We start from the raw sequence: 15,194 nt of genomic DNA, 5'->3' as shown, positions 1-15,194 counted from the left end.
CGTTTCCTTATTGAGATTTCATTGAAGTTCAAGCGCCGCGCAGGGTGATGAGCCGGCGATACGGCCGACGCGCCGCCAGCATCAGCAGTGCCACGCAGCAATACAGGCCCAGCAACGGATCGACCAGGTAATCCCAATAGTTGTGGGAGGGTTTGATCCCGACGAGGAAGGCCAGGGTCGCACAGGTCAACATCACCACGGCCAGGTAATGGCGCAGGTAGAACAGGCCGAGCGTCATCAGTGCGACGAACAACAACAGGGGGCGCGGGCTGTAGCCCCGCCGGTAAGGGTCCAGGTCACTCAGGCCCAGGGTTGCGGGGTACAGCACCAGGGCCAGCGCGGCGAAGAGGATCAATACGCTGGTTTGACCCTGCCGCTCAGGCGGCAGCAGACCTAGCCTGCGCAAACATCCCCAGGCCATGAACACCATTGAGGTGATCGCAAGGTCGTCGATATGGCTGCGCAGGTAAGCGGCCAGCGACAACCCGCCCAGCGGTATGAAGCTGGCGGCCAGCAAGGCAAGCAGCAGCGCGATGCGCCAGGTCCTGCCCAGGCCAAAAGACGGCAGTAACAGGAAGAGGATCATCGCGAAACTGGCATGGGCCTGCCACAGATTAATCATTGGAGACGCTCGGCCAGCCAGGCATCGTTGAAGGTGACGTGCTTGATGAAGGTGTTGTTCCAGGAATAGACCAGGTGATACATCCCGTCGGGACTGCGGAGGAAGTAGGGGTATTCATATTCAAACTCACATTCCTGGCGTTTACACACACGTTTGTCGAGGTTGGCGAGGAATTGCGCCTCCAGCGTCTGGCGCAGCTTGCCACTGGAGCCACGGAATTGTTTGCCGATGATTTCCTTGTAGACCAGAGGGGTATACGGATCGCCCTCTGGATCCGGTGATTTGTCCAGGTCGTGCAACAGGCGCCAATCGTCCATTTTCGCATCGGTGCCATACAGGCTCAGCTTGAAGCGTCCATCCTGCAGGTCATTGAGCGCTACCAGCAACCCGCGGTCCGGCGTCGCAACAGCTGCCAACGAGGAGTTGGGGTTCGAAGGAACCAGCGGATAAGGTTCGCTCCAGCTTTGTCCGGCGTCTTCCGTGCGGCTCGCCAGGACCCGGTGGTGGGTGTCACCGGCATAACGCAACAAGGCGATGCCGCGTTGGCCATCCAGCGGAACGATCGCCGGTTGCAATGAATTATTGCCATGGCTGATGCGGAATTTATCGATCACATCACCGTCTGCGCTCAAGTACAGGTACTCGGCAAACTTGCCGAGGAACTCATGGTAGACCGGCAGGCCGATGGAACCGTCGGCATGGAACACCGGTGCCGACCGGACCAGGGTGCTGATGTTCAGGAACGGTGAAGTGATCAATTGGCGTGGTGCCGACCAATGCCCGCCAAAATCGTCTGAAACCATCACATTGACCGCGCTACCGGCCCATCCGCCCATGGACACGGAAACGTAGAACAGCCACAGGCGGTTGTCCGGCGCGAGGGCAATGACCGGGTTACCCAGTTTGCGGATGTACTTTCGCGTGCTTTGCTGGGTCGAGTCCCGGGTCGCCATGACCTGTTCCTCCCCCCACTCGCCGGTACTCAGGTTGAAACGGGCGGAGCGCACCTGAACATCGGCTGCGCCTTCGCGGGTGCCGGCGAACCAGACCGCCATCAGGCTACCGTCAGGCAAGGCAGTGACCGCCGCCGAATGCACGAAGTCCACCAGCCCGGAGGAGGCGAAACGGCTGGTATAGATGGGTTTAGCGTCCTTATCCGCCACCGCCGAGGCCGGATTGATCAGGGCAAAGGGCGAGTGCTCGGGGGCCGGGTGGGTGATCCATGCAGCCGCGAACAGGCAAACAAGGGCAATGTAGATGCCGAATGCAGGAATGCCGGAAAATTTGATGCGCATGATTGGGCCTTTGGCATTTCAAGACCCATTAAAACACTCAACCCCTTACTTTAGTACATAATTGGATTGTAAGAATTTTTGTTTTGCGGGATGTTGATTGAAAATTTGGCTGAGCGCTCCAAGGGCGACTTTTTCAGGGCGTGGAGCGGGTGGGTTCATGACCGTTTCCAGCCGACCCGTTTTCTGCTCGTCGGCACGTTGAAAACAGGCTCAAGATCGGTTCGTTCGAGCCGATGGGGTGGGAGCTGACGGCTTCAAGCAGTTCATTAGCCCGCAATGAAGAAGCCTGAGGCCGCCACCGCCCATCCGGTTTATGGCCTGTGGGCGGTGGCGGCACTTGCGCCGATCACCGAGCAGGTGATTGCCAACCAGCATTTCCCAGGCTAAACCACGCCGAACCGGAGCTCGCGCCACGAGCGTTCCGGCCAGTTTTATTTGCCAGCGGAATCATTGAGTTACTGAATGGTCAAAGACAGGGTTTCAACACCGTGCGGGATTTTCCAGCGGCTGAAACCCTCTCACCCCCCCCACCTTCAGGATGCTCAAATGAATCGCGCAGTAATGATGACCCTGGCCATTTCCAGCCTGCTCTTGCTGGGAGGCTGCGGACCTCACTGGGAAGACGGAGAAAGGTACGGTCGATATCAAGATCATGATCATCGCCGTGGCTATGACCGGGATGATGACCGAGGGTATGACCATCGATACGATCGTCGTGACGATGATCGCGACAACCGTCGTTATCGCGATCGTGACGACCGGGACGACTGATACATCCGGGGCTTTTGAAAAAGGGGTAGAGGTTGGTCAACTGCCAGACTTGCTACCCCTTTGATTCTCCCCGTCGTCCTCCGATGCTGCGTCTTTTTTTATGGAGTGCGCGTCGGCACCGGCGTTTGAACCCGCTGCTTCCTCGCCCTTTTTATCTGCCTTTTCTTCGTTGGATTCCGGCTGGTTGAGCCCGGGAAGTGCCGAAGGTGGAATCGTTGCATCCTCGGTGGTTTTCTCGGCGGCCTGCACGTAAAGCGGCGAAGCCGACAACAAGCCCGTGAGCATGAGAGTGACAATGGTGATGTTCATCGTTTGAGTCTTCCGTGCAAGGGTATGTACGGCATTTGAAGCACGGCTCACAGGAAGGTGCGCAGTGGCAGACGGGCGGCAGATCCGAAGTGTTGCAACGGGCGCCCGGGAACCATCACTTTTTCGGCGATTTGTTGCTTGTGGGGATGTGCAGGTAAGACATCACGCTTTCGGTCAGTTCGGTGGCCAGCTTCACGGCTTCCTTGTTGCGAGCCATCACGCCTGCCACCAGTCCTTCGATCAGGGCAAGCACGGCAATGTTGGAACTGGTCAACACCGGATGGTCTGCCGGGGCAAACAGCACGTGTTCGGCAATGGCGGTGAGCGGGGAGGCGGGTGAGTCGGTGATCGCCAATACCGAGGCGCCGCGCGCATTGGCAAAACGTGCAAGTTGCAGCGTATCGAGGGAGTAGCGCGGCAGGGAGATCGCGAGCAGTACGTCCTCATCAGTGATGGCAGCCAACCGGTAAGCGGCGTTTTCGTTGCCGCCCTCCATGCTGATGGCGGTTGCGTCCGCGCAGAAGGGCATCAGGGTAGAGGCGGCGAGACCGGCGAAGTAGACGCTGTTGCCAAACCCGAGGATGTAGATTTTCCGCGCCTCGATCAGGCGAGTGACAAAGGCCTCGAAGGTCTCGGCATGGTTGTTGGTCGCCGCCGTGGCGAGATTGCTGCTGGCGCTGTGGATTTGCTCATGCAGGCCAAATGCACCACCCGGTCGATGCGCCAGTTCGTTGCGCAACTTATCGACCGGCGACACCATCTGCTGCAACGTCGCGACCAACTCGGCTTTCATGCCGGTGTAACCACCCAGGTTCAGCGCCTTGGCCAGTCGATTGACCGCTGCTGGCGAGGTGGATGTCTCTTGAGCCATTTCTTCGATGGTCAACGTCGCGGCCCTGAGCGGGTGACGCAGGACAAAGTCCGCCACTTTGCGCAGTGACGGCGGCAGGTCGGAAACGATTTCCGCCAGTTTGCGCATCACTGGCGCGGCATAGACCGTGGTGTCTTTCGAAGGGGTTGGCATATCCGGCTCAACATGTCCTGAGGGTTGGAGGTGGGGTGGGGCGAATGACCCGTAGGAGCATGCTCGCTCCTACAGAGGTCTTGCTCGCGAGTGTATCCGAAGCCGACCCTCGCTGTGCGCAGATGACTTATTTCAAGCTACTCGCGCCTGAAGTTGCTGCAGTACTCAGGCTTCACTACGACCATGCAACAAAGTCAGCGAAAACGCCTACAAAATATAAAGAAAGATCTCTCAAGTCATCCACATACAAAAATTAATCGAAGCCTGGCACGGTGGCTTGGTTTATCGAATCCGCAATCACCCTGAGAAAAAATTAACTTACTAAGTTAGTGAAGTTATCGGTGTGTTGGAGCGGCGTTGAAATAGTAAAAAACCAACATTCGCTCTGGAAGACAAATGACAGAATACTTACTCGTTTTGTTTATCGGGGTCATTTCAGGCGTCGTCAGTGGTGTAATCGGTACGGGGGCATCGATCATGCTTCTGCCTGCGCTCGCCCTTTGTTTCGGCCCCAAGCAGGCGGTGCCGATCATGGCGGTGGCAGCAATCGTCGGCAATATTTCAAGAGTTATTCTTTGGCGAAAGGATATTCACTGGAAGGCGTTTTTAGCCTATTCGGTGACAGGGGTACCCGCAGCGGCTCTTGGTGCACACACACTCTGGAGCCTGAAAGCAACCTGGATTGATATAGCCCTCGGGACGTTCTTTCTGCTCATGATTCCCTATCGCCACTGGGCAAAATCAAGAAATTTCACTCTTTCGCTTTGGCAGCTCTCAATCACAGGGGCTTTTGTCGGCTACCTCACGGGTATTGTTCTTTCTACCGGGCCGCTGACCATTCCAATTTTTTCTGCATACGGGTTATTGAAAGGCCCATTGCTCTCAACCGAAGCAGCCGCCTCGTTTGTTATTTACTTGAGCAAGACAATTACCGGTGTTTCAGGCGGTTCCGTGAAGAACTTTTTGGGTGGGCAACATCCCGGCCGGAGCGTTCCGAAGCCGACCCTCGGTGTGCAGCGACGGGCCAAGAGTCGGTGTGCGCCGAAGGCTTATTTCAAGCTGCCAGCCAGGAACTGCTGGAGGCGTTCGGACTGCGGGTTAACCAGCACCTCGCGCGGGTCGCCACGTTCCTCGACCTGGCCCTTGTGCAGGAATACCAACTGGTTCGACACCTCGCGGGCAAAGCCCATTTCGTGGGTCACGACCACCATGGTCCGGCCTTCCAGCGCCAGGTCCTGCATGACCTTCAACACTTCGCCGACCAGTTCGGGGTCGAGTGCCGACGTGGGCTCGTCGAACAGCATTACTTCAGGTTCCATGGCCAGTGCCCGGGCAATCGCCACCCGCTGTTGCTCACCTCCGGACATATGCGCCGGCCAGGCGTCCATGCGGTGTGCCACGCCGACCTTGTCCAGGTAGTGCTCGGCCTTTTCCCGCGCCTGTTTCTTGTCGATGCCCAGTACATGCACCGGTGCTTCCATGACATTTTCGAGGGCACTCATGTGCGACCAGAGATTGAAGTGCTGGAACACCATCGATAACCGCGAACGCATGCGTTGCAGCTGCCTGGGTTCGGCAGCCTTGAGCCCGCCGAGTTTGTTGCTCACCAGCTTGAGCTGTTCGCCATTGAGCGCGATGTTGCCGGCGTTGGGTTGTTCCAGCAGGTTGATGCAACGCAGGAAGGTGCTTTTGCCCGAACCGCTGGAGCCGATGATGCTGATGACGTCACCGGCTTTCGCCTCCAGGGACACGCCCTTGAGTACTTCATGGGTGCCGTAGCTTTTGTGCAGGTCCTTTATTTCCAGCTTGTACATGGTTCTGACTCTCTGTTATCAGTCGCTGAGCAAGCGGCCTTGGCGAATGGGGGTACTGCCGGCAATTTTCGCCAGCCACAGGCCGGGCTGGGCAAAGCGCAGGCGTTCGCGGGCGTAAAGAATGCCGTCGGTACTGGCACGCACCACGCTGTGCTGGTCGGTGAGCGGATCAATCACTTCGAACAGCGGATCGCCGACCTTGACCCGGGCCCCCAGCGGTTGCAGATAACTCACCACCCCCGGGTGTGGCGCGTAGGCGTACTGCGCACCGGCGAACGGTGTCGCTTCACACCTGCTTGGTGGCGACGCAGGCCAGTCACCGCTGATCAGGCCTTGATCGGCGAGATAGCCGAGAATGGCTTGCGCGCTGTCGACGCACGTCTCGCGTTCGGTGTCAGCCATGCCACGCAATTCAATAGTGGTGGCTACACATGCCAGCGCAATATTGGCTTCAGGGAAGCGCTTGGCCAGTTGCAGCCAGGGGAGTGCGCAGGCTTCATCGAATGCGCTGCCGCCCGCAGCCTCGGCCAACAGGGCAACGCCGGCGTCCAGGCGGGCGGCCAACGAGCGCAGGCGTGGCCAGTTTTGCGGCATGGTATACAACAGCATGATCGACTCGAAGTCGCAGTGCAGGTCCAGCACCACATCGGCGTCGCAGGCATGCTGCAGCAACAGGCGACGCAAACCGTCGAGCTCCGAGGTCGCTGCCGGCAAGTTGGCGAGGGCATCGCCCATGGCGCGGCGGATCAGGGCGACGTTGGCATCGGCATCGTCGCCCAATTGACCTTCCAGTCGCTGCGCGACGTCCTTGCCGAGTTCCGGGAAGTCGCGATTGAAATTCTTCCCGCTGGAGAACTCGAAGCGACCTTGGTGCGTGGCCTGGAACATCTGGGCGATACCGATCGGATTGGCCATTGGCACCAATTCGATCACCCCGTTCAGGCGACCTTGCTCTTCCAGCGCCTGCAGGCGGCGCTTGAGTTCGACGGCGACGCGCATTCCCGGCAATTCATCGGCGTGCAGGGAAGCCTGGATGTAGGCCTTGCGCGCGCCGCTGCCAAAACGGAACAGCGAGAGCTTTCGTTCTGTGCCCGAGGCACTCCACGGCAACAGGTATTGAATGTGTTGCATGAGACTCCTTAGTGCTTGCGCGGTGCCAGGTAGGCCAGCCAGCGGCGCTCGGCCAACTTGAACAGACGAACCAGGCTGAAGGTCAGGGCCAGATAGATCAGGCCCGCGGTAATGAACGCCTCGAACGGCAGATAGAACCGTGAACTGACCGTTCGCGCGGCTCCCGTGATATCGACCAGCGTGACGATCGACGCCAGGCTGGTGGTTTGCAGCATCATCAGCACTTCGTTGCTGTACTGCGGCAACGCCCGGCGCAGGGCCGACGGCAGGAGAATCCGCCGGTACAGGGTCAAGCGCGACATGCCCATGGCTTTGGCGGCTTCGATCTCGCCGTAGGCGGTGGCCTTCAGGCTGCCGGCCAACAGTTCGGCGCTGTAGGCACTGGTATTGATCGCAAAGGCCAGGCAAGCGCAGAAAGTTGCACTGGACAGGTACGGCCAGAGCGCGCTTTGGCGTACCGCTTCGAACTGCGCCAACCCGTAATAGATCAGGAACAATTGCACCAGCATCGGCGTGCCGCGAATCACGTAGGTGTAGAGCCAGGCCGGGAAGTTGAGCAGCGGCGAACGGGATACGCGCAGCAACGCGATGGGAATCGCCAGCACCAGGCCAATGGCCAGGGAAATCAGCAGGACTTTGAGGGTCACCAGCGCGCCATTGAAATACAGCGGCAGGTTTTCCCAGATCAGGTTGTAGTCGAGAATCATGCCTGTGCTCCCCGTTACAGTTCGGCGGCTTTGACGCCGACCGAGTAGTGTTTTTCCAGATAGCGCAGCACCAGCAACGACACGCTGGTCAGCATCAGGTAGAGCGCGGCAGCGGTGAGGAAAAACGTGAACGGCTCATGGGTGGCGTCCGCCGCGTTCTTGGCCTTGAACATCATGTCCTGCAAGCCGATCACCGAGATCAGCGCAGTGGATTTGGTCAGCACCAGCCAGTTGTTGGTGAAGCCGGGAATGGCGAAGCGAATCATCTGCGGCACCAGGATCCGCCAGAACACCTGCAGGCCGCTCATGCCATAGGCCGCGCCGGCCTCGCCCTGGCCCTTGGGGATCGCCATGAAGGCGCCACGAAAGGTTTCCGAGAGGTAGGCACCAAAGATGAAGCCCATGGTGCAGACGCCCGCGATAAACGGATTGATGTCGATGTAGCGGGTGTAGCCCAGTGCGAGGGCAAGGCGGTTCACCAGATCCTGGCCGCCATAGAAGATCAGCAGGATCAACACCAGGTCGGGAATCCCGCGGATCAGGGTGGTATAGCCTTCGCCCAGTACCGCCAGCCATTTGAACGGCGACAACCGGAAGGCGGCGCCGATCAGGCCCAGGGCAATGGCCAGGGTCATGGAGGTCAGGGCAAGGTTGATGGTCAGCCAGGCGCCATCGAGAATGCTCGATCCGTAGCCGTGGAGCATGTTGAAGTTCCTCAAGCGAGCGCCGCAAGGCGCACGAGACAAGCCACAAGTGGCGCCTGCACAGGCCTGCGCCAGGGTCTGGGGTAAAGGCTTATTCGCCGTAGATATCGAACGCGAAGTACTTGGCCATCACTTGCTGGTACTTGCCATTGCTGCGGATGGCGTCAATCGCCGCACTCAGGCGCGCAACGTTCGCGCTGTCGCCTTTACGCACTGCAATCCCGGCGCCTTTGCCGAAGTATTTGGGGTCGTTGATGTCGGGTCCGACCAGGGCAAAACCATTACCCAATGGCGTCTTGATGAAGCTCTCGTTGGTGTTGACGACGTCGGCGAGGGTGGCGTCCAGGCGACCCGCTGCCAGGTCGAGGAAGGCTTCATTCTGTGAGGAGTAGCGAACAATCGAGGCGCCGGCTTTCTCAAGCTGCTCGGTGGCGAAACGGTCATAGGTCGAGGAACGTTGGACGCCGACTTTCTTGCCCTTGAGATCGACCAGCGGGTCGTTGATCACGTTGCCGGCCTTCATCGCGAACTTGCCCGGCGTGTGGTAGTACTTTTTGCTGAAGTCGACGGATTTCATGCGGTCCTCAGTGATCGACATCGACGACAACACGGCATCGATCTTGCGCACTTTCAGTGAGGGGATCATGCCGTCGAATTCCTGGATGACCCATTCGCACCTGACCTTCATTTCTTCGCACAGCGCGTTGCCGATGTCGTAATCGAAACCACTGACATTGCCCTCCGGCGTCTTGAAGGAGAAGGGCGGGTAGGCGGCTTCGATACCGATGCGCAGGCTGTCTTCGTCGGCATGTGCCAGCAAGCTTGCGGCGCACAGTGCCAGAGTACCTAGAAGTTCTGTCTTGTTCATATTGTTGACTCCCTGGATGAGGTGTTTGGGTGTTGCGCGCAGCGATCGTCCGATCTGTCGAAGGGGACCGCTCCGTGGATTTTCGAGGCTATAAATGGCACATAAAATTTCATAAATCAAACAAATGAAAAAAAACATATCAGTGTCGGGCGAAAAATACCGGAGCGTCACTGTCACTATTGGCAGGTCAGGCCCGGGCAAGTCCCACGTGCAACCACGCAGGCGGGCCTGATTGTCGATAGTCGGTTTTTTCTAGATCCGGGGGAGGGGACAGGGGTGGTAAGCGGACACGAATGCGACCGCTGACTCGCGGGGAAACTGCGCCCCGCGTTGTCAATTTCAGCGAAAAAACCTGCTGTTCACTTGTACTTGATCACGATCCCTTTGAGTTTGCGGCCATTGACGGTATGTACGTCGCGAGCCCATAGCGGCCCGTTGAGATAGGCACCTACCGGCTGGATATGGTCATAGACCACCACCACGGCATCGCCACCGAGCTTGGCGGCTTCTTCGCGCAGTTTCTGCTCGACCTCGGTAATGGGCGGGGCCGGGTCAACACTGGCGTCGATCAATATTTCGCCCAGCCGAACGTGTGGGCGCAGGGGCTCGGAGCGCAATACGACGATTTCACTGGGCAGTGTCGGTGCGGGATGTTCCACGCCAACGTAGGCGGTGGTCTGGGCATCGACTGTCGCGCAACCGCTGAGTGCCAGCAGGGCGGCGGCGAGCCCTCCTGCCAGCAGCGACAGTTTTAGACGGGTGGACCATGACGGGTCATGGGTGTGCATGGTGGTTTCCTCCGAAGGGCCGCTGTCACACGGGTGGCTTGTTGACGGTAGCAGACGGCCCGGGAGTTGCCAGAGTGCCCGACCGTTCCAGGCCGGAGCTGCTCGAAGACTTGAGCAGCGGCGCTGTGCGCGATCCTGTTACTGGTCCTTTTCGCAGTTGATCATCCACGACACGCCAAAGCGATCGACCAACATGCCAAAACGCGCGGCCCAGAAGGTGGCCTCGAGCGGCATTTGCACCTTGCCACCTTCGGACAGGGCTGAAAACACCTGTTCAGCCTCCTGGATGCTGTCGACATTCAGCGAAATCGAACAACCGCTCATCTCATCGGTGGGGCGATCGGGAGTGGTGTCCGAGCCCATGATCGCCTGGTCCCCCACGGCCAGCCGGGTGTGGATGATCAGGTTGTGCAGATCCTTGGGGACGTGCTCGGCGGCAGGTGTTTCGCCGAAGGTCAGCATGGCTTCGAGCTGGCCCTTGAGACTTTCGCCATAGAAGGTGAATGCGGCTTTGCAGTCGCCGTTGAAGATCAGGTAGGGATTGATTTTCATGATTGCGCTCCCGGTCAGTGGAAGGTACACATCGAATTGGACGCTGGGTGCAAGCGCGAATTCCGATGGCATCGACTGGGCAAGCAAAGCGCTAAAACGCGGAGGCAGCCTGGGTATTTTTAGATATTTTCTCGATAGGGCGCGCCAGGCTTATAGCCTCGCTCGTGCGCCTCGGCGCGAGCACGCGCTCGATGGCACCGCCGACCAGGTTCTCCAGCAGTTCATCGTGCTCGCTTTCGTCCAGCGAATGGGCGGTCAGCCAGCTGGGTGCGCTGTTAAGCAGGGCGGCGATGGCATGGCCGGCCGCCAGGAGACCTGATTCACTGAACCTCGAACGAGCGCCGAGCAGGACCATCAACTGGCGCTCGTATTGCTCGCGCAATTTTTGCACCCGAGCCTGCTGCTCTTCGTTCAGGCAACTGCTGTCGCGCTCCACCAGGCGATAATGCCAGGGCAAGTCGCGATGTAAATTCAGGTGCGCGCGAATCAGGCTGTTGAGTCGGTCGCGCTTGGCCGGCGCCTGTTGCTTGATGCGCCCCAGCGTGGCCAGCAGCTCTTCGTAGAACTCTTCGATCAAATCCAGCAACAGGTGCTGTTTGCTCGGGTAATGGTGATACAGCGAGCCCGGGGAAAGCCCCAGGCACGTCGCGAGCTCGCGCATGCCCACCTGACCGAAACCCTTGCTGGCGAACAGCTCCAGCACCTTGTCCCGGTATTCGGCGAAACGCGAGCAACGCTCAGGCATAGGCATGGAAGCCGCGCCCCGTCTTGCGTCCCAGGTAACCGGCGGCGACCATTTCCTTGAGCAATGGCGCCGGGCGGTATTTGCTGTCGTTGAAGCCCTCGTAGAAGGCTTGCATGATCGCCAGCAGCGTATCCAGGCCGATCAGGTCCGCCAGGGCCAGCGGGCCGATAGGCTGGTTGCAACCCAGGCGCATGCCGGCGTCGATGTCCTCGGCGCTGGCCAGGCCTTCCTGCAGTACCAGGATCGCTTCGTTGATCATCGGCACCAGGATCCGGTTGACCACGAACCCCGGGCGGTTGCCGGCGGTGATTGCGGTTTTGCCCAGGCGGGTCGCCATGTCCAGCGCCAGGGTGTGGGTGGCATCGCTGGTTTGCAGGCCGCGAATGACTTCGATCAGGCCCATCACCGGCACCGGGTTGAAGAAGTGCAAGCCGATGAAGCGTTCAGGCTGGCTGACACTGGCCGCCAGCTGGGTGATCGACAGCGACGAAGTGTTGGAGGCGATCACGCACTCGGCGCTGACCTGCGCGGCAATCTGTTGCAGCACCCGCAGTTTCAGGTCGAGGTTCTCGGTGGCGGCTTCGATCACCAGTTGCGCATCGTGCAGGCTGCTGTAGTCGGTGCTGGTGCGGATCTTGTCGAGGGCGGCGTTTTTTTGCTCGACGCTCAGGGTTTCCTTGGCGACTTGCCGGTCAAGGTTCTTGCCGACGGTGGCGAGGGCTTTTTGCAAGGCAACCTCGCTGATGTCCAGCAGGGTCACGTTGAAACCGGCCAGGGCGCAGACCTGAGCGATACCATTGCCCATGGTGCCGGCGCCGATCACCCCAATGTTTTGCAGATTCATGTTGCCGTCCTTTCGATAAACCTTGCGATACCTTGGCCGTCGTGATGGCCGAAAGCGTACTATTGCCGCGAGTCTAGAGCCGGCGCAGTGGTTGGCCTATGCCGAAACTGTTCAACGGCACTGATGTTTTTTGCCATTTCGGGTGATGGGGAGCGAAGCGTTCGCATGCGGGAAAAGGACTCGGTAGCCGCCTACTTCGTGCAGGCGATGATCCACGGGCTGGGGGACGATCCACAGCGAGTGCGGGCTGTGCTGGAACAGGCCGGTATCGATCCGGCGCTGATGCAGGACCCCACCTCGCGGGTGTCGGCCAATGCCTTTGCGGCGTTGTGGCTGATTCAGATCCGCGAGCTGAATGACGAGTTCTTCGGGCTCGATTCCCATGGCATGCCGCCGGGCGCATTCGCCCTGATTTGTCGCGCCTTGATCCAGGAGCCGGACCTGCACAAGGCCATGCGCCAGTGCCTGGCCAACTTCGCCCTGTTCCTCCGGGATTTTCGCGGCACGCTGACCGTGCGCGGCAAGCGGGCGGTCATCAGTCTGGACAGCCAGGCGGCCAACGAAGACGTCAGCCGATTCGGCGAAGAGACGTTCCTGGTGTTGATGATCAGCCTGCTCTGCTGGCTGGGTGGGAGGCGCATCCCGATCGACCGCGCGGACTTTCGCCATGCGCGCCTGTCACTCAGCGATGACCGTTTGCTCTGGGGGCCGAACCTGACCTTTGGTGCCGAGCGCACCGAAATCGAGTTCGCCAGTCATTACCTGCGCCTGCCGGTGGTCCAGGACCTGGCGTCGCTCAAAGTGTTCTTGCGCACCGCGCCACAATGGCTGGTGATCCGCTTTCGCAACCAGCACGGCCTGGCGTCGCAGGTACACCAGCGCTTGCGCAACAGCCATTACAGCCAATGGCCGACCCTGCAGGCCTTTGCCCTCGAACAACACCTGAGCCCCAGCACCTTTCGCCGAAAACTCGAACGCGAAGGCTGTTCCTATCAGGAGATCAAGGACGAAGTGCGACGCGCGGTGGCGTTCGAACAGTTGCGCGGGAGCCAGGCCAGTATCGGCGATATCGCCGAACAACTGGGTTTCCAGGAGCCGAGTGCATTTCACCGGGCCTTCAAGAAGTGGACGGGAGAGAGCCCGGGGCGGTATCGGGCGCGGTTTCAGGAGGGGCGGCTCGAAACCTCGGCGGAGTCTGACAGGTGAGCCCGATGTTTGACCGTGTCACCTCGCTTCTCGACCAGGCACGCCGTGCCTTGCTCCTTGTCTGGGGTACATCCCGGGGGCTGTTTCTGGGGCTGGTGCTGGCAACGCTGGTCGCCGGTGTACTTCCGGCGCTGGCGGCATGGCTGGGCCAGCGCATTGTCGACGCCGTGGTCTTCGCCATGCAATTGCACGCGCAGCAGGGCAGTGCGCCGTTGTGGCCGGTGCTGCGCTACGTGCTGTTGGAAGCGGGTGTGCTGGCCTTGCTGTCCGCCACCCAGCGGGCGCTGTCGGTACAGCAGTCGCTGTTGCGGGTGCAGCTGGGGCAGAAGGTCAACACGATGATTCTGGAAAAGGCCCAGACGTTATCGCTGGTGCAATTCGAGAATTCGGAGTTCTACGACAAGCTGGTGCGGGTTCGGCGCGAAGCCTCGACCCGGCCGTTGGCGTTGGTGATGAAGTCGCTGGGGCTGATCCAGAACCTGATCGTGCTGATCAGCTTCGGTGTGTTGCTGGTGCATTTTTCACCTTGGGCCCTGGTGTTGCTGGTGGTCGGTGCGTTGCCGGTATTTTTTGCCGAGGCGCACTTTTCCGGCGATGCCTTTCGCCTGTTTACCCGCCGCGCACCGGAGAGCCGGCAGCAGAACTACATCGAGACGTTGCTTTCCCATGAGGGCTACATCAAGGAGGTCAAGCTGTTCGGTTTCGCGCCGCTGCTGTTGCAGCGTTACCGCGACACCTTTGCCAGGCTTTACGCCGAGGACCGGCGGCTGACCCTGCGTCGCGATGGCTGGGGATTTGCTCTCGGCCTGCTGGGCACCGCGGCGTTCTACCTGGCCTATGCCTGGGTGGTGGTCGACGCGGTCCACGGCAGTATCAGCCTCGGCCAGATGACCATGTACCTGGTGTTGTTCAAGCAAGGACAGGCGGCGGTGAGCAGCAGCCTGAGCGCCATCAGTGGTTTGTACGAGGATGGCCTCTACCTGTCGAGCCTCTACGAATACCTGGCCGAACCCGTGGTTGCCGACACCGGTCATCTGACCGTGGGCGCGGTGCCTGGCGACGGCCTGCGCTTCGAGAACGTCGGCTTTCGTTACCCGGGGGCCAGTCGCGCCGCGCTGACAGGCATCGACCTGCATCTGGTGCCGGGGCACAGTGTGGCGCTGGTGGGGGAGAACGGTTCGGGCAAGACCACGCTGATCAAACTGTTGACCCGGCTGTATCGGCCCGATCAAGGACGCATCCTGCTGGATGGCAGCGATCTGCAAGCCTGGGAGGAAGACGCGCTACGCCGGCGGATTGGGGTGATCTTCCAGGACTACATCCGCTACCAGTTTTCCGTCGGCGAGAACATCGGCGTGGGCGACACGTTGGCGTTCAAGGATGAGCAGCGCTGGCAGCAAGCCGCCGCCGAAGGCATGGCTGCGCCGTTCATCGAGCGCCTCGATCGCGGCTATGCCACGCAACTGGGGCGCTGGTTTGCCGGAGGGCTGGAGCTGTCTGGTGGGCAATGGCAGAAAATCGCCCTGTCGCGCGCCTACATGCGCCGCGATGCCGATATCCTGATCCTCGACGAGCCGACCTCGGCACTCGATCCGGCGGCGGAAGCGGCGGTGTTCGAGCATTTCAGCCAGCACACCCAAGGTCGCATGACCCTGCTGATTTCCCACCGTTTTTCCAGCGTGCGCAACGCCGATCACATCATCGTGCTGGATCAGGGCAGCATCCTTGAACGTGGCGATCATGCCACGCTGGTCACGGCCGGGGGGCGTTATGCGCAGCTGTTCGACCTGCAGGCCCGGGGTTATCGATAACAC

The 15,194-nt window shown here is 59.9% G+C and carries 16 protein-coding genes and 1 pseudogene; 4 read left to right on the top strand and 13 right to left on the bottom strand.

Features of this window, described 5'->3' with window-relative positions; genetic code table 11:
* Positions 1-28: 28 nt before the first annotated feature.
* Both PG5_RS26825 and PG5_RS26820 read right to left on the bottom strand, forming a co-directional pair.
* On the bottom strand, positions 29-622 hold the full coding sequence (locus PG5_RS26825) for a hypothetical protein (RefSeq protein WP_020800217.1): 594 nt from the start codon (positions 620-622) through the stop codon (positions 29-31).
* Entirely contained in the window at positions 619-1,917 is a 1,299-nt protein-coding gene (locus PG5_RS26820) for an exo-alpha-sialidase (RefSeq protein WP_020800216.1), read from the bottom strand. The genes PG5_RS26825 and PG5_RS26820 overlap by 4 nt, the downstream gene beginning before the upstream one ends.
* Positions 1,918-2,463: 546 nt before the next feature.
* Between PG5_RS26820 and PG5_RS33900 the strand changes: the two genes are divergently transcribed.
* The gene (locus PG5_RS33900) at positions 2,464-2,688 is read left to right on the top strand and encodes a hypothetical protein (protein WP_020800215.1); all 225 of its coding nucleotides are present in this window, start codon (positions 2,464-2,466) and stop codon (positions 2,686-2,688) included.
* A gap of 36 nt (positions 2,689-2,724) precedes the next feature.
* Here the strand turns inward: PG5_RS33900 and PG5_RS26810 are convergent, their stop codons facing one another.
* Positions 2,725-2,997, bottom strand: a complete 273-nt coding sequence (locus PG5_RS26810; RefSeq protein WP_020800214.1) for a hypothetical protein — start codon at positions 2,995-2,997, stop codon at positions 2,725-2,727.
* Positions 2,998-3,112: 115 nt separating this feature from the next.
* On the bottom strand, positions 3,113-4,021 hold the full coding sequence (locus tag PG5_RS26805; protein ID WP_020800213.1) for a MurR/RpiR family transcriptional regulator: 909 nt from the start codon (positions 4,019-4,021) through the stop codon (positions 3,113-3,115).
* Positions 4,022-4,417: 396 nt separating this feature from the next.
* Between PG5_RS26805 and PG5_RS35470 the strand changes: the two are divergent.
* A pseudogene (locus PG5_RS35470) lies at positions 4,418-4,969 on the top strand (sulfite exporter TauE/SafE family protein); the annotation flags it as partial.
* A gap of 101 nt (positions 4,970-5,070) precedes the next feature.
* On the opposite strand, the gene PG5_RS26800 reads toward PG5_RS35470, so the two are convergent.
* From PG5_RS26800 to PG5_RS26760, 9 genes are all read right to left on the bottom strand, one after another.
* Positions 5,071-5,835, bottom strand: a complete 765-nt coding sequence (locus PG5_RS26800) for an ABC transporter ATP-binding protein (protein WP_020800212.1) — start codon at positions 5,833-5,835, stop codon at positions 5,071-5,073.
* Positions 5,836-5,853: 18 nt separating this feature from the next.
* On the bottom strand, positions 5,854-6,966 hold the full coding sequence (locus PG5_RS26795; protein WP_020800211.1) for a succinylglutamate desuccinylase/aspartoacylase family protein: 1,113 nt from the start codon (positions 6,964-6,966) through the stop codon (positions 5,854-5,856).
* A gap of 8 nt (positions 6,967-6,974) precedes the next feature.
* Positions 6,975-7,673 carry an ABC transporter permease gene (locus tag PG5_RS26790; RefSeq protein WP_020800210.1) on the bottom strand — a complete coding sequence of 233 codons (699 nt, stop codon included), beginning with the start codon at positions 7,671-7,673 and terminating at the stop codon, positions 6,975-6,977.
* 14 nt (positions 7,674-7,687) lie between these two features.
* On the bottom strand, positions 7,688-8,377 hold the full coding sequence (locus PG5_RS26785; RefSeq protein ID WP_020800209.1) for an ABC transporter permease: 690 nt from the start codon (positions 8,375-8,377) through the stop codon (positions 7,688-7,690).
* Positions 8,378-8,468: 91 nt separating this feature from the next.
* Positions 8,469-9,245 (bottom strand): ABC transporter substrate-binding protein, encoded by a 777-nt coding sequence (locus tag PG5_RS26780; protein ID WP_020800208.1) that lies wholly within the window; start codon positions 9,243-9,245, stop codon positions 8,469-8,471.
* A 359-nt stretch (positions 9,246-9,604) separates the two neighbouring features.
* Positions 9,605-10,033 carry a hypothetical protein gene (locus PG5_RS26775; protein ID WP_020800207.1) on the bottom strand — a complete coding sequence of 143 codons (429 nt, stop codon included), beginning with the start codon at positions 10,031-10,033 and terminating at the stop codon, positions 9,605-9,607.
* A 138-nt stretch (positions 10,034-10,171) separates the two neighbouring features.
* Entirely contained in the window at positions 10,172-10,585 is a 414-nt protein-coding gene (locus tag PG5_RS26770) for a VOC family protein (protein ID WP_020800206.1), read from the bottom strand.
* Positions 10,586-10,676: 91 nt separating this feature from the next.
* Positions 10,677-11,336, bottom strand: coding sequence for a TetR/AcrR family transcriptional regulator (locus tag PG5_RS26765; protein WP_042955777.1), 660 nt, complete (start codon positions 11,334-11,336; stop codon positions 10,677-10,679).
* Positions 11,323-12,174: a 3-hydroxybutyryl-CoA dehydrogenase gene (locus tag PG5_RS26760; protein ID WP_020800204.1), complete on the bottom strand. Its 852-nt coding sequence runs from the start codon at positions 12,172-12,174 to the stop codon at positions 11,323-11,325. Before PG5_RS26760 ends, PG5_RS26765 begins: the two co-directional genes overlap by 14 nt.
* 165 nt (positions 12,175-12,339) lie before the next feature.
* On the opposite strand from PG5_RS26760, the gene PG5_RS26755 reads away from it, so the two are divergent.
* Together PG5_RS26755 and PG5_RS26750 are read left to right on the top strand one after the other, a co-directional pair.
* Positions 12,340-13,380 (top strand): AraC family transcriptional regulator, encoded by a 1,041-nt coding sequence (locus PG5_RS26755; protein ID WP_020800203.1) that lies wholly within the window; start codon positions 12,340-12,342, stop codon positions 13,378-13,380.
* A 5-nt stretch (positions 13,381-13,385) separates the two neighbouring features.
* A complete protein-coding gene (locus tag PG5_RS26750) occupies positions 13,386-15,191 on the top strand; it encodes an ABC transporter ATP-binding protein (protein WP_020800202.1) in 1,806 nt (601 codons plus the stop codon).
* Positions 15,192-15,194: the final 3 nt, after the last annotated feature.

This window comes from Pseudomonas sp. G5(2012) (genome assembly GCF_000408945.1).
Lineage (GTDB): Bacteria > Pseudomonadota > Gammaproteobacteria > Pseudomonadales > Pseudomonadaceae > Aquipseudomonas > Aquipseudomonas umsongensis.
The sequence above is the reverse complement of the archived record's forward strand: the minus strand, read 5'-3'. Positions and strand labels throughout refer to the sequence as shown.

Coding starts and splice junctions, on each gene's coding strand:
- PG5_RS26825 (WP_020800217.1), bottom strand. CDS start 622: ATGATTAATCTGTGGCAGGCCCATGCCAGTTTCGCGATGATCCTCTTC.
- PG5_RS26820 (WP_020800216.1), bottom strand. CDS start 1,917: ATGCGCATCAAATTTTCCGGCATTCCTGCATTCGGCATCTACATTGCC.
- PG5_RS33900 (WP_020800215.1), top strand. CDS start 2,464: ATGAATCGCGCAGTAATGATGACCCTGGCCATTTCCAGCCTGCTCTTG.
- PG5_RS26810 (WP_020800214.1), bottom strand. CDS start 2,997: ATGAACATCACCATTGTCACTCTCATGCTCACGGGCTTGTTGTCGGCT.
- PG5_RS26805 (WP_020800213.1), bottom strand. CDS start 4,021: ATGCCAACCCCTTCGAAAGACACCACGGTCTATGCCGCGCCAGTGATG.
- PG5_RS26800 (WP_020800212.1), bottom strand. CDS start 5,835: ATGTACAAGCTGGAAATAAAGGACCTGCACAAAAGCTACGGCACCCAT.
- PG5_RS26795 (WP_020800211.1), bottom strand. CDS start 6,966: ATGCAACACATTCAATACCTGTTGCCGTGGAGTGCCTCGGGCACAGAA.
- PG5_RS26790 (WP_020800210.1), bottom strand. CDS start 7,673: ATGATTCTCGACTACAACCTGATCTGGGAAAACCTGCCGCTGTATTTC.
- PG5_RS26785 (WP_020800209.1), bottom strand. CDS start 8,377: ATGCTCCACGGCTACGGATCGAGCATTCTCGATGGCGCCTGGCTGACC.
- PG5_RS26780 (WP_020800208.1), bottom strand. CDS start 9,245: ATGAACAAGACAGAACTTCTAGGTACTCTGGCACTGTGCGCCGCAAGC.
- PG5_RS26775 (WP_020800207.1), bottom strand. CDS start 10,033: ATGCACACCCATGACCCGTCATGGTCCACCCGTCTAAAACTGTCGCTG.
- PG5_RS26770 (WP_020800206.1), bottom strand. CDS start 10,585: ATGAAAATCAATCCCTACCTGATCTTCAACGGCGACTGCAAAGCCGCA.
- PG5_RS26765 (WP_042955777.1), bottom strand. CDS start 11,336: ATGCCTATGCCTGAGCGTTGCTCGCGTTTCGCCGAATACCGGGACAAG.
- PG5_RS26760 (WP_020800204.1), bottom strand. CDS start 12,174: ATGAATCTGCAAAACATTGGGGTGATCGGCGCCGGCACCATGGGCAAT.
- PG5_RS26755 (WP_020800203.1), top strand. CDS start 12,340: ATGCGGGAAAAGGACTCGGTAGCCGCCTACTTCGTGCAGGCGATGATC.
- PG5_RS26750 (WP_020800202.1), top strand. CDS start 13,386: ATGTTTGACCGTGTCACCTCGCTTCTCGACCAGGCACGCCGTGCCTTG.